At 67.4% G+C, this 17,514-nt stretch carries 31 protein-coding genes; all 31 read right to left on the reverse strand.

Annotated features, from left to right (window positions below):
- Positions 1-21: 21 nt before the first annotated feature.
- The 31 genes from AB0877_RS26205 to rpsJ all read right to left on the reverse strand — a co-directional run bounded on the left by AB0877_RS26205 (position 22) and on the right by rpsJ (position 17,169).
- Complete coding sequence (locus tag AB0877_RS26205) at positions 22-1,044, reverse strand: DNA-directed RNA polymerase subunit alpha (RefSeq protein WP_007465227.1); 1,023 nt, start codon at positions 1,042-1,044, stop codon at positions 22-24.
- A gap of 98 nt (positions 1,045-1,142) precedes the next feature.
- Positions 1,143-1,769 carry a 30S ribosomal protein S4 gene (rpsD, locus tag AB0877_RS26210; protein WP_030329921.1) on the reverse strand — a complete coding sequence of 209 codons (627 nt, stop codon included), beginning with the start codon at positions 1,767-1,769 and terminating at the stop codon, positions 1,143-1,145.
- A gap of 13 nt (positions 1,770-1,782) precedes the next feature.
- Entirely contained in the window at positions 1,783-2,190 is a 408-nt protein-coding gene (gene rpsK / locus AB0877_RS26215) for a 30S ribosomal protein S11 (RefSeq protein WP_030329919.1), read from the reverse strand.
- An 87-nt stretch (positions 2,191-2,277) separates the two neighbouring features.
- Positions 2,278-2,658 carry a 30S ribosomal protein S13 gene (rpsM, locus tag AB0877_RS26220; RefSeq protein WP_030329917.1) on the reverse strand — a complete coding sequence of 127 codons (381 nt, stop codon included), beginning with the start codon at positions 2,656-2,658 and terminating at the stop codon, positions 2,278-2,280.
- A gap of 266 nt (positions 2,659-2,924) precedes the next feature.
- Positions 2,925-3,038: a 50S ribosomal protein L36 gene (gene rpmJ, locus AB0877_RS26225; RefSeq protein ID WP_043965539.1), complete on the reverse strand. Its 114-nt coding sequence runs from the start codon at positions 3,036-3,038 to the stop codon at positions 2,925-2,927.
- A 91-nt stretch (positions 3,039-3,129) separates the two neighbouring features.
- Complete coding sequence (gene infA / locus AB0877_RS26230; RefSeq protein WP_007073013.1) at positions 3,130-3,351, reverse strand: translation initiation factor IF-1; 222 nt, start codon at positions 3,349-3,351, stop codon at positions 3,130-3,132.
- Positions 3,352-3,689: 338 nt separating this feature from the next.
- Positions 3,690-4,229 (reverse strand): DUF1707 domain-containing protein, encoded by a 540-nt coding sequence (locus AB0877_RS26235; RefSeq protein ID WP_366612181.1) that lies wholly within the window; start codon positions 4,227-4,229, stop codon positions 3,690-3,692.
- A gap of 119 nt (positions 4,230-4,348) precedes the next feature.
- On the reverse strand, positions 4,349-5,200 hold the full coding sequence (gene map, locus AB0877_RS26240; protein ID WP_366612183.1) for a type I methionyl aminopeptidase: 852 nt from the start codon (positions 5,198-5,200) through the stop codon (positions 4,349-4,351).
- A gap of 88 nt (positions 5,201-5,288) precedes the next feature.
- Positions 5,289-5,942 (reverse strand): adenylate kinase, encoded by a 654-nt coding sequence (locus AB0877_RS26245; protein WP_088950228.1) that lies wholly within the window; start codon positions 5,940-5,942, stop codon positions 5,289-5,291.
- Positions 5,943-7,271 (reverse strand): preprotein translocase subunit SecY, encoded by a 1,329-nt coding sequence (secY, locus tag AB0877_RS26250; RefSeq protein ID WP_366612185.1) that lies wholly within the window; start codon positions 7,269-7,271, stop codon positions 5,943-5,945.
- Between the two features lie 232 nt (positions 7,272-7,503).
- Positions 7,504-7,947 carry a 50S ribosomal protein L15 gene (gene rplO / locus AB0877_RS26255; RefSeq protein ID WP_030329906.1) on the reverse strand — a complete coding sequence of 148 codons (444 nt, stop codon included), beginning with the start codon at positions 7,945-7,947 and terminating at the stop codon, positions 7,504-7,506.
- Positions 7,947-8,129 carry a 50S ribosomal protein L30 gene (rpmD, locus tag AB0877_RS26260; RefSeq protein ID WP_007465262.1) on the reverse strand — a complete coding sequence of 61 codons (183 nt, stop codon included), beginning with the start codon at positions 8,127-8,129 and terminating at the stop codon, positions 7,947-7,949. The genes rplO and rpmD overlap by 1 nt, the downstream gene beginning before the upstream one ends.
- A complete protein-coding gene (gene rpsE / locus AB0877_RS26265; RefSeq protein ID WP_013288621.1) occupies positions 8,129-8,743 on the reverse strand; it encodes a 30S ribosomal protein S5 in 615 nt (204 codons plus the stop codon). Before rpsE ends, rpmD begins: the two co-directional genes overlap by 1 nt.
- Before the next feature lie 33 nt (positions 8,744-8,776).
- The gene (gene rplR / locus AB0877_RS26270) at positions 8,777-9,154 is read right to left on the reverse strand and encodes a 50S ribosomal protein L18 (RefSeq protein WP_181518401.1); all 378 of its coding nucleotides are present in this window, start codon (positions 9,152-9,154) and stop codon (positions 8,777-8,779) included.
- An 8-nt stretch (positions 9,155-9,162) separates the two neighbouring features.
- Complete coding sequence (rplF, locus tag AB0877_RS26275; protein ID WP_357355002.1) at positions 9,163-9,705, reverse strand: 50S ribosomal protein L6; 543 nt, start codon at positions 9,703-9,705, stop codon at positions 9,163-9,165.
- A 16-nt stretch (positions 9,706-9,721) separates the two neighbouring features.
- Positions 9,722-10,129, reverse strand: a complete 408-nt coding sequence (gene rpsH / locus AB0877_RS26280; protein WP_007465270.1) for a 30S ribosomal protein S8 — start codon at positions 10,127-10,129, stop codon at positions 9,722-9,724.
- A gap of 116 nt (positions 10,130-10,245) precedes the next feature.
- Complete coding sequence (locus tag AB0877_RS26285; protein ID WP_007465272.1) at positions 10,246-10,431, reverse strand: type Z 30S ribosomal protein S14; 186 nt, start codon at positions 10,429-10,431, stop codon at positions 10,246-10,248.
- A gap of 1 nt (position 10,432) precedes the next feature.
- Complete coding sequence (gene rplE, locus AB0877_RS26290; RefSeq protein WP_196919809.1) at positions 10,433-10,999, reverse strand: 50S ribosomal protein L5; 567 nt, start codon at positions 10,997-10,999, stop codon at positions 10,433-10,435.
- The gene (gene rplX, locus AB0877_RS26295) at positions 10,999-11,319 is read right to left on the reverse strand and encodes a 50S ribosomal protein L24 (protein WP_172899047.1); all 321 of its coding nucleotides are present in this window, start codon (positions 11,317-11,319) and stop codon (positions 10,999-11,001) included. Before rplX ends, rplE begins: the two co-directional genes overlap by 1 nt.
- Positions 11,316-11,684, reverse strand: a complete 369-nt coding sequence (rplN, locus tag AB0877_RS26300; protein ID WP_007073026.1) for a 50S ribosomal protein L14 — start codon at positions 11,682-11,684, stop codon at positions 11,316-11,318. The genes rplX and rplN overlap by 4 nt, the downstream gene beginning before the upstream one ends.
- Before the next feature lie 97 nt (positions 11,685-11,781).
- The gene (gene rpsQ, locus AB0877_RS26305; RefSeq protein WP_112584814.1) at positions 11,782-12,060 is read right to left on the reverse strand and encodes a 30S ribosomal protein S17; all 279 of its coding nucleotides are present in this window, start codon (positions 12,058-12,060) and stop codon (positions 11,782-11,784) included.
- Entirely contained in the window at positions 12,057-12,293 is a 237-nt protein-coding gene (gene rpmC, locus AB0877_RS26310) for a 50S ribosomal protein L29 (RefSeq protein WP_007465283.1), read from the reverse strand. Before rpmC ends, rpsQ begins: the two co-directional genes overlap by 4 nt.
- Positions 12,293-12,718: a 50S ribosomal protein L16 gene (rplP, locus tag AB0877_RS26315; RefSeq protein WP_053653940.1), complete on the reverse strand. Its 426-nt coding sequence runs from the start codon at positions 12,716-12,718 to the stop codon at positions 12,293-12,295. The genes rpmC and rplP overlap by 1 nt, the downstream gene beginning before the upstream one ends.
- 3 nt (positions 12,719-12,721) lie before the next feature.
- A complete protein-coding gene (gene rpsC, locus AB0877_RS26320) occupies positions 12,722-13,591 on the reverse strand; it encodes a 30S ribosomal protein S3 (protein WP_366612188.1) in 870 nt (289 codons plus the stop codon).
- On the reverse strand, positions 13,591-14,049 hold the full coding sequence (gene rplV / locus AB0877_RS26325; protein WP_007465297.1) for a 50S ribosomal protein L22: 459 nt from the start codon (positions 14,047-14,049) through the stop codon (positions 13,591-13,593). Before rplV ends, rpsC begins: the two co-directional genes overlap by 1 nt.
- 42 nt (positions 14,050-14,091) lie before the next feature.
- Positions 14,092-14,373, reverse strand: coding sequence for a 30S ribosomal protein S19 (gene rpsS, locus AB0877_RS26330; protein WP_007465299.1), 282 nt, complete (start codon positions 14,371-14,373; stop codon positions 14,092-14,094).
- A gap of 12 nt (positions 14,374-14,385) precedes the next feature.
- On the reverse strand, positions 14,386-15,225 hold the full coding sequence (gene rplB, locus AB0877_RS26335; RefSeq protein ID WP_053653944.1) for a 50S ribosomal protein L2: 840 nt from the start codon (positions 15,223-15,225) through the stop codon (positions 14,386-14,388).
- A 12-nt stretch (positions 15,226-15,237) separates the two neighbouring features.
- Positions 15,238-15,540, reverse strand: a complete 303-nt coding sequence (gene rplW, locus AB0877_RS26340; protein WP_007465304.1) for a 50S ribosomal protein L23 — start codon at positions 15,538-15,540, stop codon at positions 15,238-15,240.
- A complete protein-coding gene (gene rplD, locus AB0877_RS26345; RefSeq protein ID WP_030489587.1) occupies positions 15,537-16,187 on the reverse strand; it encodes a 50S ribosomal protein L4 in 651 nt (216 codons plus the stop codon). The genes rplW and rplD overlap by 4 nt, the downstream gene beginning before the upstream one ends.
- Positions 16,184-16,849 (reverse strand): 50S ribosomal protein L3, encoded by a 666-nt coding sequence (gene rplC, locus AB0877_RS26350; protein WP_366612191.1) that lies wholly within the window; start codon positions 16,847-16,849, stop codon positions 16,184-16,186. The genes rplD and rplC overlap by 4 nt, the downstream gene beginning before the upstream one ends.
- An 11-nt stretch (positions 16,850-16,860) precedes the next feature.
- Positions 16,861-17,169 carry a 30S ribosomal protein S10 gene (rpsJ, locus tag AB0877_RS26355; protein WP_007073037.1) on the reverse strand — a complete coding sequence of 103 codons (309 nt, stop codon included), beginning with the start codon at positions 17,167-17,169 and terminating at the stop codon, positions 16,861-16,863.
- Positions 17,170-17,514: the final 345 nt, after the last annotated feature.

A 17,514-nucleotide genomic window follows, 5' to 3' on the forward strand; every position in this document is an offset into this window, starting at 1 on the left:
CAGTTGTGGCGGCAGCGCGGACTAGAGCTGCTCGGTCTCGCGGTAGTCGTCGGTGTCGTAGTCGGCCTCGCCGAAGGTGTCCACGACGTGCGCCGGGTCGAAGTTCGGAGCCGAGTCCTTCAGCCCGAGACCCATCCCGGCGAGCTTCATCTTGACCTCGTCGATCGACTTCTGACCGAAGTTGCGAATGTCGAGGAGGTCGGCCTCGGTACGCCCGATGAGCTCACCAACGGAGTTGATGCCCTCGCGCTTGAGGCAGTTGTAGGAGCGGACGGTGAGGTCCAGCTCCTCGATCGGCAGAGCGAGGTCCGCCGCCAGCTGGGCGTCCTGCGGGGACGGCCCGATGTCGATGCCCTCGGCGGTCTCGTCCAGCTCCCGGGCGAGCCCGAACAGCTCCACCAGCGTCGAGCCGGCGGAGGCCAGCGCGGTACGCGGACCCATCGACGGCTTGGTCTCGACGTCGATGATCAGCCGGTCGAAGTCGGTGCGCTGCTCGACACGGGTCGCCTCGACGCGGTAGGTCACCTTCAGCACCGGCGAGTAGATCGAGTCGACCGGGATCCGGCCGATCTCGGCGCCGGACTGCTTGTTCTGCGCCGCCGTCACGTAGCCCCGGCCCCGCTCGACGGTCAGCTCCATGTCGAGCCGGCCCTTGCCGTTCAGGGTGGCGAGCTTGAGGTCCGGGTTGTGCACCGAGACGCCGGCCGGGGGCTGGATGTCGCCCGCGGTCACGTCGCCCGGGCCCTGCTTACGCAGGTACATGCTGACCGGCTCGTCGTGCTCGGAGCTGACGCACAGCTCCTTGATGTTCATGACGAGCTCGACCACGTCCTCCTTGACACCGGGGATCGTGGTGAACTCGTGCAGCACACCGTCGATCTTGATCGAGGTGACGGCCGCGCCCGGGATCGACGACAGCAGCGTACGCCGCAGCGAGTTGCCCAGGGTGTAGCCGAAGCCCGGCTCCAGCGGCTCGATGGCGAACCGGGACCGGGTCTCGTTGATCGACTCCTCGGAGAGGGAGGGTCGCTGGCTGATGAGCATCTTTTCTCTTCTCTTCCGGGACGCCCGCTATTTGACGCCCACGACACAAACTGTTCCGGTGGCCCGCCCCGAAGGGCGGGCCACCGAACGAGCTCGGACTACTTGGAGTAGAGCTCGACGATCAACTGCTCCTGGACCTGCGTGTCGATGACCTGCCGGGCCGGGAGGGAGTGCACGAGCACCTTCATCTGGCTCGGGATGGCCTCAAGCCACGCCGGAACCGTCTTCGAGCCGGCCTGAGCCTGCGCGACGATGAACGGGGTGAGCTCCTTGCTCTTGCCCCGAACCTCGATGATGTCGTGCTCCTTGACGCGGTACGACGGGATGTCGACCTTCTTGCCGTTCACCGTGAAGTGACCGTGCTTGACCAGCTGGCGGGCCATGTCCCGCGAGTGGGCGAAGCCGGCCCGGTAAACGACGTTGTCCAGCCGCGACTCGAGGATCTGCAGGAGGACCTCACCGGTCTTGGCCTGCTTGCCAACGGCTTCCTCGTAGTAACCGCGGAACTGCTTCTCCAGCACGCCGTAAACGCGACGGGCCTTCTGCTTCTCGCGGAGCTGGAGCAGGTACTCCGTCTCCTTCGTGCGGCCGCGGCCGTGCTGCCCGGGCGGGAACGGCCGGGACTCGAACGGGCACTTCGGCCCATCGCACTTGCTGCCCTTGAGGAACAGCTTCATCTTCTCCCGCCGGCAACGGCGGCAGTCTGCACCGGTGTAACGAGCCATCTCTCTCTACCTCTCAGACCCGGCGACGCTTCGGCGGACGGCACCCGTTGTGCGGCTGCGGGGTGACGTCGGCGATCTGCCCGACCTCGAGGCCCACTGCCTGCAGCGAACGGATGGCGGTTTCCCGGCCGGAGCCGGGGCCCTTGACGAACACGTCGACCTTGCGCATGCCGTGCTCCATGGCGCGACGCGCGGCAGCCTCGGCGGCCAGCTGCGCAGCGAACGGAGTCGACTTGCGGGAGCCCTTGAAGCCGACCTGGCCAGCGGAGGCCCAGGAGATGACCGCACCGGTCGGGTCCGTGATGGACACGATGGTGTTGTTGAACGTGCTCTTGATGTGCGCCTGCCCGTGGGCGACGTTCTTGCGTTCCTTGCGCCGGACCTTCTTTACAGCGGCTCCGGCACGAGCCTTCGGTGGCATAAGTCTGTGCGCTCCTAGTTGACTTTCCGGACTGGGTTGCGGCCCGATCCGCCTCGGCGGCTGCCGACCCCGTCATCCGGTTAAGAACTACTTCTTGCCGGGCTTCTTCTTGCCGGCGACGGTCCGCTTCGGGCCCTTGCGGGTCCGGGCGTTGGTCTTGGTCCGCTGGCCACGCACGGGCAGGCCCCGGCGGTGCCGGATGCCGGCGTAGCAGCCGATCTCGACCTTGCGGCGGATGTCAGCGGCGACCTCGCGGCGCAGGTCGCCTTCAACCTTGTAGTTGCCCTCGATGTGGTCGCGGAGCTGCACGAGCTCCTCGTCCGTGAGGTCCCGAGCGCGCTTGTCCGGCGAGATGCCGGTGGCGGCGAGTGTCTCCAGGGCGCGGGTGCGACCGACCCCGAAGATGTAGGTGAGCGCGATCTCCAACCGCTTTTCGCGGGGGAGGTCCACGCCGACTAGACGTGCCATGTGCGGGCGTACTCCTCGTGATGTGTGGCGGAGGTGTGGACCCGTCCCACCCCGCTACCGGCCGTCCCGTCCTTCCGACGCGGTGAGCGCCGGCGACCGGGATCGGTCGCTGCCCGAGCGGGCCCCGGCCTCCGACCGGGGGTCAGCCACGCAGAGGTACGTCTGGCGTACCGCTCGCGGCTGGGACGAGCATGTGTGATGTGTGTGTCGCTGGGGATCTGCCTGGACCAACGCCACCCGGCCGTGCTCCGGCCGGACGGGCTGAGTCAGCCCTGGCGCTGCTTGTGGCGCGGGTCGCTGCAGATGACCATGACCCGGCCGTGCCGGCGGATAACCCGGCACTTGTTGCAGATCCTCTTGACGCTCGGCTTGACCTTCACGGTTGCCTTACTTCCCATCTGGCCCGGTCACGCGCTCTGCGCGGTACCGGACGTCGAAGACGGACACGGGACTTCCCGGCCGTCGTCAGGACTACTTGTAGCGGTAGACGATGCGCCCGCGGGTCAGGTCGTACGGCGAAAGTTCGACGACGACCCGGTCCTCCGGAAGGATACGGATGTAGTGCTGCCGCATCTTCCCGCTGATGTGAGCCAACACCTTGTGGCCGTTCGCGAGCTCCACCCGGAACATGGCGTTCGGCAGGGGCTCGATGACCCGACCCTCGATCTCAATGGCTCCGTCTTTTTTCGGCATGTCCTCCGCTGTCCTGACGTCGATTGCTCCGGGCGGCCCACAACGTCTTACACGGAAATCTGATGAGAATCAGAGCCCGCGCCAGCCGCGGCTCCCGCTTCCACCGAAGCGCAGGGTGGACATGCAGGAGTGGACGCTGTGCGCCGATCTGAAAGTGTACGCCGGCCTGCAGTCCCCCGCCAAACCGACCACCCACCAACCCGCGTGAGTCTCTCCGAACCCCACCCTCAGCCCCGTTGATCATGAAGTTGTTGTCACGACACGCCGTCCTCGGTGGCAACAACTTCATGATCAACCGAATCGCGGTGGGTCCGGTCGCGCGTTGGGGTTGGGCGGGTTCAGGGGGTTGATTGGTCGTTGTCGGGTTTGAGGGCGCGCTTCGCCCGCTTGCGCTCCCGGCGGCGTTGACGCTTGACGGCCTGGCGCTGAGGCTCCTTCGCAGCCAGCCCGCTGACCGTGCGGACCACCAGCACCGCGCCCCACGGCCCGGCCACCCAGGCCGGCCAGAAGTAGAGCAGATCCTGGCTGAGCACCGACGTCACCGCCCAGATGGTCACCACGAGGGGGATCACCCACAGGTACGGGAACCACACCTCGGCCAACCAGCGCGCGGTCACGCCCCTGCTGACGGCCGGATCGAGCTGGCTCACCGTCGACCCGGCGACCGGCGCCAGGCCCGACCGCTGCGCCGGCGTCGCCGGCGGCAGATCGGTCAGCAGGGCCTCGAGGTCGGCGTACGTGCGTGCCGCGTAAGCCTGCTGCAACCGCTCGTCGTACTCGTGCAGATCCAGTCGGCCCTCGTCGAGGGCGACCCGCAACCGGTCAGCCACCGCCGCACGGTCCGAGTCCGCGGCTCGCATCCCGTCGCGCCCGTCCATGCCGGCAAGCATGCCACCGTCGCGCCACTCCCGCCCGCCCCCCGCCAGCGGTCGATCATGAAGTTGTTGCCCGCCCCACCGGTGTGTCGGGGCAATAACTTCATGATCAACAGAGGAGATTAGAGAATTTTTGTGGCCGCTGGTTGGCGGGCGGTCACCAGGTCGCCCAGGCGGGCCCGGCCACCGTCGAACGCGGTGAGCACCCAGACGCCGTCGGGCAACAGCGCCATCGAGTGCTCGACGTGCGCGGCCACCGAGCCGTCCCGGGTGACGACCGTCCACCCGTCGGCCAACTCGACGGTACGCGGAGACGCCATGGTGATCATCGGCTCGATGGCCAGGGCCATGCCGGTGACCAGTCGAGGACCCTTACCCGGCCGACCGTGGTTGAGCACGTGCGGGTCCTGGTGCATCTCGGTGCCGATGCCGTGCCCGCCATAGCCGTCGACGATGCCGTACCGGCCGCCCTTGCGGACAGCGGTCTCCACGGCGTGCGAGATGTCGGTGAGGCGGCCCTTGCCGCTGGCCGCACCACGCGCAGCGGCGGCGATACCGGCCCACATGGCGTCCTCGGCGACCTCGGCCATCTTCAGCAGCGCCGGGTCGACGTCACCGACCCCGACCGTGATGGCGGAGTCGCCGTGCCACCCGTCCAGCACCGCGCCGCAGTCGATGGAGATCAGGTCACCCGCCTGGAGCACCTGCTTCGGCGACGGGATGGCGTGCACGATCTGCTCGTTGACCGAGGAGCAGATCGACGCCGGAAAACCGTGGTAGCCCTTGAACGACGGAACGCCGCCCGCCTCGCGGATGGTCGCCTCCGCGATGGCGTCCAGATCGGCGGTGCTCACACCGGGGGCGACAGCCTGCCGCATCCGACGCAACGCCTCGGCCACCACCAGCCCGGCGGCCCGCATCTTCTCGATCTGGTCAGGGGTCTTCAGCTGGATGTCCAGCTGGGGACGACGCATGGAGCGGTTACCTTTCGTGGCCGTTCAGCGGGGCACATACCGCGTACCCCGCTGTTCGCACTCTATCCCCCGTGGCCCGGGGAGGACCTCAGCCGCCGTACGACCGCAGCGCGTCGATGGCCCGGGTGGTGACGTCCTCCACCGGCCCGGTGGCGTCGATCCCGACCAGCTTGCCCTGAGCGCCGTAGTAGTCGACCAGGGGTGCGGTCTTCTCGCTGTACTCGCGGAGCCGCGTGGCGATCGTCTCCGGCTTGTCGTCGTCGCGCTGGAACAGCTCGGCGCCACACCGGTCACAGATGCCGGGCCGGGTGGTGGCGTCGAACTCGACGTGCCAGATCTTGCCGCAGCCCCGGCAGGTACGCCTGCCGGAGAGCCGCCGGATCACCTCGTCGTCGTCGACGACCAGCTCCAGGACCAGATCCAGGGCGGTGCCCAGATCGGCCAGGAGCTTGTCCAGGGCGGCAGCCTGCGGAGTCGTCCGCGGGAAGCCGTCGAGCAGGAAACCCTCGCTGGCGTCGGGCTCGGCCAGCCGGTCCCGGACCATGTTGATGGTGACCTCGTCCGGAACCAGCTCGCCCGCATCCATGTACCGCTTCGCCTCGACACCGAGCGGCGTGCCCTGGGTGACGTTCGACCGGAAGATGTCTCCGGTCGAAATCTTCGGCACCGAGAGGTGCGCGGCGATGAACTCGGCCTGCGTGCCCTTGCCCGCGCCCGGCGGGCCAACCAGAACGAGTCTCATCTACCGCAGGAACCCTTCGTAGTTCCGCTGCATGAGTTGGCTCTCGATCTGCTTCACGGTCTCTAGACCGACGCCGACCATGATGAGCACAGCGGTGCCGCCGAACGGGAAGTTCTGGTACTGCTGGTTGTCCAGCCAGATGAAGAAGAAGTTCGGCAGGATCGAGATGATGCCGAGGTAGAGCGCACCCGGCAGGGTGATCCGGCTGAGGATGAAGTCCAGGTAGTCGGCGGTCGGCTTGCCCGGCCGGATACCCGGCACGAACCCGCCGTACTTCTTCATGTTGTCCGCGACCTCGGTCGGGTTGAACGTGATCGAGACGTAGAAGTACGTGAAGAAGATGATCAGCAGGAAGTAGACCGAGATGTAGATCGGGCTGCTCGGGTTGACCAGGTTGTTCTGGATCCACGACTGGGTCTTGCCCGGGTCGGTCTGGTCGAAGAACTGCAGCGCCAACTGCGGCAGGTAGAGCAGCGACGAACCGAAGATGACCGGGATCACACCCGCCTGGTTGACCTTGAGCGGGATGTAGGTCGAGGTGCCGCCGTACATCCGCCGGCCGATCATCCGCTTGGCGTACTGCACCGGGATCCGGCGCTGCGACTGCTCGATGAAGGTGACAGCGGTGATGACCACCAGAACCAGCGCGATGACCAGGGCGAACATGTCCCAGCCCTTGCTGGTCTTGATCTGCCAGCCCTCGCTGGGCAGCCGCGCCGCGATCGAGGTGAAGATCAGGACGGACATGCCGTTGCCGACGCCGCGGTCGGTGATCAGCTCGCCGAGCCACATGACCATGCCGGTACCGGCGGTCATCGTCATCACCAGGATGCTCAGGGTCAGCCAGTCCGGGATGCCGGTGCCGGTGGGGATGATCGGGAACTGGTCGCAGCGGTTCTGGAACAGCTGGCCCGAGCGGGCCAGCGCCACGAACGCCGAAGCCTGCAGCACACCGAGACCGAGGGTCAGGTAGCGGGTGTACTGGGTGATCTTCGCCTGCCCGGCCTGGCCCTCCTTGCGGAGCTGCTCGAGGCGGGGAATCACGACGGTCAGCAGCTGCAGGATGATCGACGCGGTGATGTAGGGCATGATGCCCAGCGCGAAGACCGAGAGCTGAAGCAGCGCTCCGCCGGAGAAGAGGTTGAGAAGGTTCACCACCCCGGTGGTGTCACCCTGGATGGTGTCGAGGCACTTCTGCACGTTGCCGTACGAGACGCCCGGGCTGGGCAGCGTTGCGCCCAGCCGGTAGACCGCAATGATGCCTACTGTGAACAGCAGCTTCTTGCGCAGGTCAGGCGTACGGAACGCACTGAGAAAGGCGGACAGCAACTTCTTCCTCCTGCGCGAGGCGGGCCGCCGGTGATCCCTGGCGGGTCGGGGTGGATCACGGGCGAGTGCCCGCAATCCATGGCTGGGATGGGACTCTAACAGCCTCACCCCGGTCCGGGCAGATGTGCCCGACTACATAAATCGGTTCCGATGTTACCGGGCGCTCACGCCCCAGGCAGACCATGGCGCCCGCCAGTTGCTCTCAACTGGACGGGCGCCATGGTCGTAAGCCTTACAGCTCGGTGACTGAGCCACCGGCGGCAGCGATCTTCTCCTTGGCCGACGCACTGAACGCGTGCGCGGACACCTGGAGCGCCACACCGCCGAGATCCCCGGTGCCGAGGACCTTGACCGGGTGGCCCTTGCGAACCGCGCCGGACTCAACGAGCTCCAGCGGGCCGACCTGACCACCATTCGGGAACAGCTCAGCGAGTCGGTCCAGGTTGACAACCTGGAAGACCACCTTGAACTTGTTCTTGAAGCCCTTCATCTTCGGCAGGCGCATGTGGATGGGCATCTGCCCACCCTCGAACGCCGCCGAGATGTTCTTGCGGGCCTTGGAGCCCTTGGTACCGCGACCGGCGGTCTTGCCCTTGGAACCCTCACCGCGACCCACACGGGTCTTCGCGGTCTTGGAACCGGGCGCCGGGCGCAGGTGATGCACCTTGATCGTCATTACTCGACCTCCTCGACCTTCACGAGGTGGCTCACAGTGAAGATCATGCCGCGGATCTCGGGCCGGTCCTCCTTGACCACCACGTCGTTGATCCGCTTGAGACCGAGCGAACGCAGCGACTCACGCTGGTTGTGCTTGGTCCCGATACCGGACCGGAGCTGGGTGACCTTCAGGCGTGCCATCAGCTCGCCACCCCCGCACGCGACGCCAGCATGGCGGCCGGCGCGACGTCCTCCACCGGCAGGCCACGACGCGCCGCGACCTGCTCGGGGGACTCAAGCCCCTTCAGGGCCGCCACGGTGGCGTGCACGATGTTGATCGGGTTCGACGAACCGAGGCTCTTGGAGAGCACGTCGTGGATCCCAGCGCACTCCAGCACGGCACGCACCGGTCCACCGGCGATGACACCCGTACCGGCCGAGGCCGGCTTGAGCAGCACCACACCAGCGGCGTCCTCACCCGTCACCGGGTGCGGGATCGACTGACCGATCCGCGGGACCTTGAAGAAGTGCTTCTTGGCCTCCTCGACACCCTTGGCGATGGCCGCGGGCACCTCCTTGGCCTTTCCGTAGCCCACGCCGACCGTGCCGTCGCCGTCGCCCACGATCACCAGGGCGGTGAAGCTGAAGCGACGACCACCCTTCACGACCTTGGCGACGCGGTTGATCGCGACGACCCGCTCAAGGTGCGGGGTCTTCTCGACGGGCGCGTTTCCGCGGCCGCCCTCACGGCGGTTGTCGCGGCGACCACCCTCGTTGCCACCGGACCCGCCGCCACGGCGCTGTTGACCTGGCATCAGCAGCCTTCCTTCTCTCTCGTGACGGGGTTGTTAGAACTCGAGCCCGGCTTCGCGGGCGGCGTCGGCAAGCGCGGCGACTCGCCCCGCGTACCGGTTGCCGCCGCGGTCGAAGACGACCTTGGAGACGCCGGCGGCCTTGGCCCGCTCGGCGAGCAGCGCGCCCACCTTGCCAGCCAGGGCGCTCTTGTCGCCCTCCGCACCGCGCAGCGAGGCGTCCAGGGTCGAGGCCGACGCCAGGGTGTGACCCTTGGTGTCGTCGACGACCTGGGCGACCATGTGCCGCAGCGAGCGGGTGACGACCAGGCGCGGACGCTCGGCCGTACCGCTGACGTTCTTGCGGACGCGGAAGTGTCGACGCGCACGCCCGACGGCGCGCTTGGCGGCGACACCGCGGCGGCGCTTGAGCAGCGTGGCGCTCACTTCTTACCTGCCTTTCCAGCCTTGCGGCGGATGACCTCGCCCTGGTACTTGACGCCCTTGCCCTTGTAGGGCTCCGGCGGGCGGATCTTCCGGATGTTGGCGGCGACCTCACCGACCTGCTGCTTGTCGATGCCAGCCACGTGGAACAGCGTCGGCCGCTCCACCGTGAAGGTGATGCCCGCCGGGGCGGAGACGACCACCGGGTGCGAGAACCCGAGCGCGAACTCGAGGTCCGAACCCTTGGCGGTGACCCGGTAACCGGTGCCGGCGATCTCCAGGCTCTTGCGGTAGCCCTCGGTGACCCCGACGATCATGTTGGCAACCAGCGTACGGCTCAGGCCGTGGAGCTCCTTGGCCTTGCGCTCGTCGTTCGGCCGGTTGACGCTCAGCTGGCCGTCCTCGGCCCGCTCGATCGTGATCGGCTCGGCGAGGATGTGCTCAAGCTGGCCCTTGGGCCCCTTGACCTTGACGGTCTGTCCGTCGATCGTGATGTCGACGCCGGCTGGCACCGGGATCGACTTACGTCCAATTCGCGACATTTCTACCTGTCTCCCGTTACCAGACGAAGGCGAGGACTTCCCCGCCAACACTCCGCTTGCGGGCCTGCCGGTCGGTCAGCAGCCCCTGGGACGTCGAAATGATCGCCACGCCCAGCCCACCGAGCACCCGCGGGAGCCCGTCCGACTTGGCGTACACCCGGAGACCGGGCTTGGACACGCGCTTGATGCCGGCCAGGCTCCGCTCGCGGTTCTGGCCGTACTTCAGCTCGACGACCAGTCGCTTGCCGACGGCGCCCTCCTCGGGCTCCTCGACCGACCAGGTGGCGATGTAACCCTCGGCCTTCAAGACCTCGGCGATGTTCGCCTTGATCTTGGAGTAGGGCATCTTCACCTGATCGTGGTACGCCTGGTTGGCGTTACGCAGACGCGTGAGCATGTCTGCGATCGGGTCGGTCATCGTCATGGATTTCGTCAGCCTTTCTCGCCGGGGTTCCCGGGGCATCAGCCCCGGGCCTACGGCGAAGAGCAATACCTAATCGGTGCAGGAGTTCCCGGCCGACGGCCGGGACGCGGTCGCCCTTACCAGGAAGCCTTGGACACGCCCGGCAGCTCACCGCGGTGAGCCATCTCCCGGATGCAGACCCGGCAGAGCCCGAACTTGCGGTAGACCGCCTTCGGACGCCCGCACCGCTGGCAGCGGGTGTACGCGCGAACCGAGAACTTCGGCTTCGCGGCCGCCTTGATGATCAGCGCCTTCTTGGCCATCTCAGTTCTCCTTGAACGGGAAGCCCAGGAGCTTGAGCAGCGCCCGGCCCTCGTCGTCGGTCGTGGCGGTCGTGACCACCGTGATGTCCATGCCCCGCTGGCGATCGATCCGGTCCTGGTCGATCTCGTGGAACACCGACTGCTCGGTCAGACCGAACGTGTAGTTGCCGTGCCCGTCCAGCTTGCGCCCGTCCAGGCCGCGGAAGTCGCGGATACGCGGCAGCGCGATGGAGAGCAGCCGGTCCATGAACTCCCACATCCGGTCGCCGCGAAGGGTGACCTTCGCGCCGATCGGCATGCCCTCGCGGAGCTTGAACTGCGCGATGGACTTGGTCGCCCGCCGCACCTGCGGCTTCTGGCCGGTGATCGTGGCGAGGTCGCGGACCGCGCCGTCGATCAGCTTGGCGTCGCGAGCAGCCTCGCCGACACCCATGTTGACGACGATCTTGACCAGCCGCGGCACCTGCATGGGGTTGCCGTAGCTGTGCTGCTCACGCAGCTGGGCCACGATCTCGTTGCGGTACCGCTCCTTGAGGCGCGGCAGGGTCTTTTCGGTAGCCGTGGTCATCACAGGTCCTTACCGGTGCTACGCGCGATGCGGACCTTCTGGCCGTTGTCGTCGATCCGGTAACCGACGCGGGTCGGCTTGCCGTCGGAGTCCAGGACCTGCACGTTCGAGACGTGGATCGGGGCCTCCTGGGTGACGATGCCACCGGTCTTGGCGCCACGCTGGGTGGTGCTGATGCGGGTGTGCTTCTTGACCCGGTTCACGCCCTCGACCAGGACCTTGTCCTGCCGCGGGTAGGCCTGAATGACCTTGCCCTTGGCACCCTTGTCCTTGCCGGCGATGACGACGACCGTGTCGCCCTTCTTGACCTTCACGGTCACAACACCTCCGGCGCGAGGGAAATAATCTTCATGAACCGCTTGTCCCGCAGCTCCCGGCCCACCGGGCCGAAGATACGGGTTCCACGCGGGTCCCCGCCGTCCTTGATGATGACGGCGGCGTTCTCGTCGAAGCGGATGTACGAGCCGTCCGGACGCCGCTTCTCCTTGGCGGTGCGAACGACGACAGCCTTGACGACGTCGCCCTTCTTCACACCGGCACCCGGGATCGCGTCCTTGACCGTGGCCACGATGACGTCGCCGATACTCGCGTAGCGCCGACCCGAGCCACCGAGAACCCGGATGCACAGGATCTCCCGAGCACCCGTGTTGTCGGCGACGCGCAGTCGCGACTCCTGCTGAATCACGTCTATCTCCTATGTCTGCCGGTTCTCCGGCCGCCGTAGCGGCCGGAGCCTGGCGGAACCTACGCCCGACGCAACGCCGGGCGAGCTCGAGCCTTCGCTACTTGGCCTTTTCCAGGATCTCCACGATCCGCCAACGCTTGGTGGCGCTCAGCGGCCGGGTCTCCATGATGAGAACCCGGTCACCGGTGCCAGCGGCGTTCTGCTCGTCGTGCACCTTCAGCTTGCTCGTACGGCGCATGATCTTGCCGTACAGAGCGTGCCGAACCCGGTCCTCGACCTCGACCACGACGGTCTTGTCCATCTTGTCGCTGACCACCAGGCCCTCACGGACCTTGCGGCGGGACCGCGCGGTGGCGGTGGCGGTGTCTTCGGTCATGATGCAGTCACCTCAGTCGGCGCGGCCGAGAGCCCCAGCTCGCGCTCGCGCATGATCGTGTAGATCCGGGCGATCTCCCGACGGATGACCTGCAGCCGCCGGTTGTTGTCCAGCTGCCCGGTTGCGGCCTGCACGCGGAGGTTGAACAGCTCCGCCTTGGCCTCCCGCAGCTTCGTGACCAGCTCCTCTTCGGAGAGCTCACGCAGCTCGGTCGCCTTAACGCCCGCTGCCATCAGGATTCACCCACTTCGCGCGTAACAATGCGGCACTTCATCGGGAGCTTGTGGATCGCGCGACGCATGGCCTCTCGCGCGGTCTGCTCGTTGGGGAAGGACATCTCGAAGAGAACCCGCCCCGGCTTGACGTTGGCAACCCACCACTCGGGCGAGCCCTTACCGGAACCCATCCGGGTCTCGGCAGGCTTCTTGGTGAGGGCCTGGTCCGGGAAGATCGTGATCCAGACCTTGCCACCACGCTTGATGTGGCGAGTCATCGCGATACGTGCCGACTCGATCTGCCGGTTCGTCACGTACGCCGGCTCGAGAGCCTGAATCCCGAACTCGCCGAACACCACCCGGTTACCACCCTTGGACGCGCCACTGCGGTCCGGGTGGTGCGGCTTGCGGAAGCCCTTCGGGGGCTTGCGCGGCATCAGCATCTGTCAGCCCTCCTGCTGCGTTTCTGCCGGAGCAGCAGCGGCGGCGACAGCTGCGCTGTCGACCGGCTCGCCGCTCGGCGTCTCGGCCTGCTGCGCGATGGTGGTCGCAGCAGCCCGACCGGCCTCGGTGCCACCAGCCGTGGTGCCGGACGAACCCGACCGGCCACGGCGCGGACGCTCGGGACGGTCGCCGCGCTCACCACGACGCGGGCGGGACGGACCGGCCTCGGCCGGAGCTTCCCGGCCCGGGACGGCGTCGCCCTTGTAGATCCAGACCTTCACACCGATCCGACCGAACGTGGTACGGGCCTCGAAGAAGCCGTACTCGATGTTGGCCCGCAGCGTGTGCAGCGGAACCCGGCCCTCACGGTAGAACTCGGTCCGGCTCATCTCGGCGCCGCCGAGGCGACCCGAGACCTGAACCCGGATGCCCTTGCAGGCCGGGTTCTTCATCGCCGACTGCATGGCCTTGCGCATCGCCCGACGGAAGCTGACCCGGCTGGACAGCTGCTCGGCCACGCCCTGCGCGACCAGCTGAGCGTCCGACTCGGGGTTCTTCACCTCGATGATGTTCAGCTGAACCTGCTTGCCGGTGAGCTTCTCAAGCTCGCCGCGGATCCGGTCGGCCTCCGCACCCTTACGGCCGATGACGATGCCCGGCCGGGCGGTGTGGATGTCGACCCGAACCCGGTCGCGGGTGCGCTCGATGTCGACCTTGGAAATCCCGGCACGCTCGAGGCCCTTGGACATCATGCGGCGGATCTTGACATCCTCGCCGATGTAGTCCTTGTAGAGCTTGTCCGCGAACCAGCGGGACTTCCAGTCGGTCGAGATGCCGAGCCGGAACCCAGTGGGGTGAACCTTCTGACCCATTACTCGGCGTCCTCCGTCTTGCTCTGCGCTTCGGCCGGTGCGGCCTCCGTGGCCGGGGCGGCCTTCTTCGCCGCGGCCTTCCTCGGCGCTGCCGGCGCGACCGCTTCGACCGCCACGGTGATGTGGCAGGTGCGCTTGCGGATCCGGTACGCCCGACCCTGCGCCCGCGGCTGGAACCGCTTCATCGTCGGGCCCTCGTCCACGAAGGCCTCGCTGACGAGCAGCGCGTCGGGGTCCAGCCGCTCGTTGTTCTCCGCGTTGGCGATCGCGCTAGCGAGCACCTTGTACACCTGCTCGCTCGCAGCCTGCGGCGCGAACTGCAGCACCGTGAGCGCCTCCTTCGCGGGCAGGCCGCGGACGAGGTTGACCACCCGGCGCGCCTTCATCGGCGAGATGCGCACGTGCCGCGCAACCGCCCGCGCGCCCGGAAGCACCGGAGCGTCGCCCTTTCCTGGCATCGCTGTAACCCCTTGTTCCCTCTATCCGTATGCCTGGCGGCGTCAGCGCCGACGGCTCTTCCGGTCGTCCTTCTCGTGACCCTTGAACGTGCGGGTCAGCGCGAACTCGCCGAGCTTGTGCCCGACCATCGCCTCGGTCACGAACACCGGGACGTGCTTGCGTCCGTCATGCACGGCGATCGTGTGCCCCAGCATCTCGGGGATGATCGTCGAGCGCCGCGACCAGGTCTTGATCACGTTCTTGGAGCCCTTGTCGTTCTGAACTTCCACCTTCTTGAGCAGGTGGTCGTCTACGAACGGGCCCTTCTTCAGGCTGCGAGGCATGTCTTATCTCCCTCAGCCGCGCTTACGCGTGGCGTAGCGACGGCGGACGATCAGCCGGTCACTCGGCTGGCCCTTACGGCGGGTGCGGCCCTCGGGCTTACCCTGCGGGTTGACCGGGTGGCGACCACCGGAGGTCTTACCCTCACCACCACCGTGCGGGTGGTCGACCGGGTTCATGGCGACACCACGGACGGTCGGGCGCTTGCCCTTCCACCGCATCCGGCCGGCCTTACCCCAGTTGATGTTCGACTGGTCGGCGTTGCCGATCTCGCCGACGCTGGCGCGGCAGCGCACGTCCACCCGCCGGATCTCGCCGGACGGCATACGCAGGGTCGCGTACGCGCCCTCACGGCCGAGCAGCTGGATGCCGACGCCGGCGGAACGGGCCAGCTTGGCCCCGCCACCCGGACGCAGCTCCACGTTGTGGATCGTGGTACCGACCGGGATGTTGCGCAGCGGCAGGTTGTTACCCGGCTTGATGTCGGCGCCCGGACCGGACTCGACGCGGTCGCCCTGCTTCATGTCCTTCGGCGCGAGGATGTAGCGCTTCTCGCCGTCGGCGTAGTGCAGCAGCGCGATGCGCGCCGTGCGGTTCGGGTCGTACTCGATGTGAGCGACCTTCGCCGGCACGCCGTCCTTGTCGACCCGCTTGAAGTCGATCAGACGGTACTGGCGCTTGTGACCGCCACCGTGGTGCCGCGTGGTGATCCGGCCGTGGGCGTTACGCCCGCCCTTCTTCGGCAGCGGAGCCAGCAGCGACTTCTCCGGCGTGGACCGGGTGATCTCGGCGAAGTCAGCGACACTCGAGCCACGTCGGCCCGGCGTCGTCGGCTTGTACTTACGGATAGCCATTGTCTACACCCCTCAGCTGACCGGGCCGCCGAAGGCCTCGATGCGGTCACCGTCAGCCAGCTTCACGATCGCCCGCTTGGTCGCCTTGCGCTGACCGAAGCCGGTCTTGGTGCGCTTGCGCTTACCCTGGCGGTTGAGCGTGTTGACCGTCAGGACGCGGACGTTGAAGATCTGCTGGATAGCGATCTTGATCTCGGTCTTGTTCGCGTCCGGGTGCACCAGGAAGGTGTACCAGTTCCGGTTCAGCTCGCTGTAGCTCTTCTCCGAGACGACCGGCGCCACGATGATGTCGCGCGGGTCGGCGATCGTGCTCACTTGCCACCCTCCTCGGTGGTCTCGGCGGGCACGCCCAGGAACTCGTCCAGGGCGTCCTTGGTGAAGACCACGTCGTCGGCCACGAGCACGTCGTACGTGTTCAGCTGGCCGGACTCGATCAGGTGCACCCGCGGCTCGTTGCGCAGCGACACCCAGTTCAGCTCGTCGGTGCTGCTCAGCACGACCAGGACCCGACGGGCCTCGGTGAGCTTGGTCAGCGTGGCCAGGGCCGCCTTGGTCGACGGCTTCTCGCCCGAGACGAACGCCTCGACGACGTGCACCTGCCCGGCGCGGGCCCGGTCGGAGAGGGCACCCCGCAGAGCGGCGGCCTTCATCTTCTTCGGGGTCCGCTGGCTGTAGTCGCGCGGCACGGGACCGTGCACGACGCCACCGCCGGCGAACTGCGGCGCGCGGATCGAGCCCTGCCGGGCGCGACCGGTGCCCTTCTGCTTGTACGGCTTCTTGCCGCCACCGGCGACCTCGCCGCGGGTCTTGGCCTTGTGCGTGCCCTGTCGGGCCGCCGCGAGCTGGGCCACCACGACCTGGTGCATCAGCGCGACGTTGGCCTGCACGTCGAAGATGTCCTCCGGCAGCTCCACGGAGCCGCTGGTGGTGCCTTCGACGGTGCGCACGTCAACGGTGGTCACTTGGCCGCACCGCCCTTCTTCACCTTGCTCTTGGCCGCGGTACGGACCAGAACGAGCGCGCCCTTGGGACCAGGAATGGCACCCCGGACGAGCAGCAGGTTGTTCTCGGTGTCGACCGCCTGGACGGTGAGGTTCTGCACGGTGTACCGAACGCCACCCATACGGCCGGCCATCCGGGTGCCCTTGAAGACACGCCCCGGAGTGGCGCAGGCGCCGATCGAGCCGGGCGAGCGGTGCTTGCGCTCGACGCCGTGCCCGGCGCCCAGGCCGTGGAAGCCGTGCCGCTTCATCGGGCCGGCGTAGCCCTTGCCCTTGGTCTTGCCGGTGACGTCGATGGTGACGCCGGCCGGGAACTCCTCGACAGTGACTTCCTGCCCGAGCGAGTATTCCCCGGCGTCAGTGGTGCGCAGCTCGACGATGTGCCGGCGCGGCGCCACGTCCGCCTTGGCGTAGTGCCCGCTGACCGGCTTCTTGACCTTGCGCGGGTCGATGGTGCCGTACGCGAGCTGGACCGCGGAGTAACCGTCCTTCTCGGCGCTACGAACCTGGCTGATGACGCACGGGCCGGCCTCGACCACGGTCACGGGAACAACGCGGTTGTTCTCCCAGACCTGGGTCATGCCGAGCTTGGCGCCCAGGATCCCCTTGACTTGCCTGTCCATTTGTCCGGTCCCTACAGCTTGATCTCGATGTCGACGCCAGCCGGCAGGTCGAGGCGCATGAGCGAGTCGACCGTCTTCGGGGTCGGGTCGATGATGTCGATCAGCCGCTTGTGAGTGCGCATCTCGAAGTGCTCGCGCGAGTCCTTGTACTTGTGCGGCGAGCGGATAACGCAGAAACGGTTGATCTCCGTGGGCAGCGGCACCGGGCCCGCGACCTGCGCCCCGGTGCGCGTCACCGTCTCGACGATCTTCCGAGCCGAGGAGTCGACGACCTCGTGGTCATAGGCCTTGAGCCGGATGCGGATCTTCTGTCCCGCCATGGTGGCTTCTGTTCCTTCTCTCGATGCCGCTGTGTTGCGGGCGCCTGTACCGGCTGGTACAGGCCCACTTCGCCGACCCCCGCGGTCGGGCGTGTCGCGCCCTCGGGCCGAGCTCCGCCCCTAGGTACCGGAGTGGTGCTGACCGCACTGGGGGTCAAGGCGCCGATCGCATTACCGCGACCTGAACGCCGTGCGAGGGTGGTTGGCGACTGGGTCGCCAACCACCCTACGCTCGACTGCCTCGCCACCCGGAGGTTCAGCGAAAGCCGAACACAGGCGACGAACTGTCGTTACGCAACCTGACTAGTATGCCGCACGACCGGCGGCGGGTCTAATCGGGGTTAC

The sequence above is a fragment of the Micromonospora sp. NPDC047644 genome (assembly GCF_040704315.1).
Lineage (GTDB): Bacteria > Actinomycetota > Actinomycetes > Mycobacteriales > Micromonosporaceae > Micromonospora.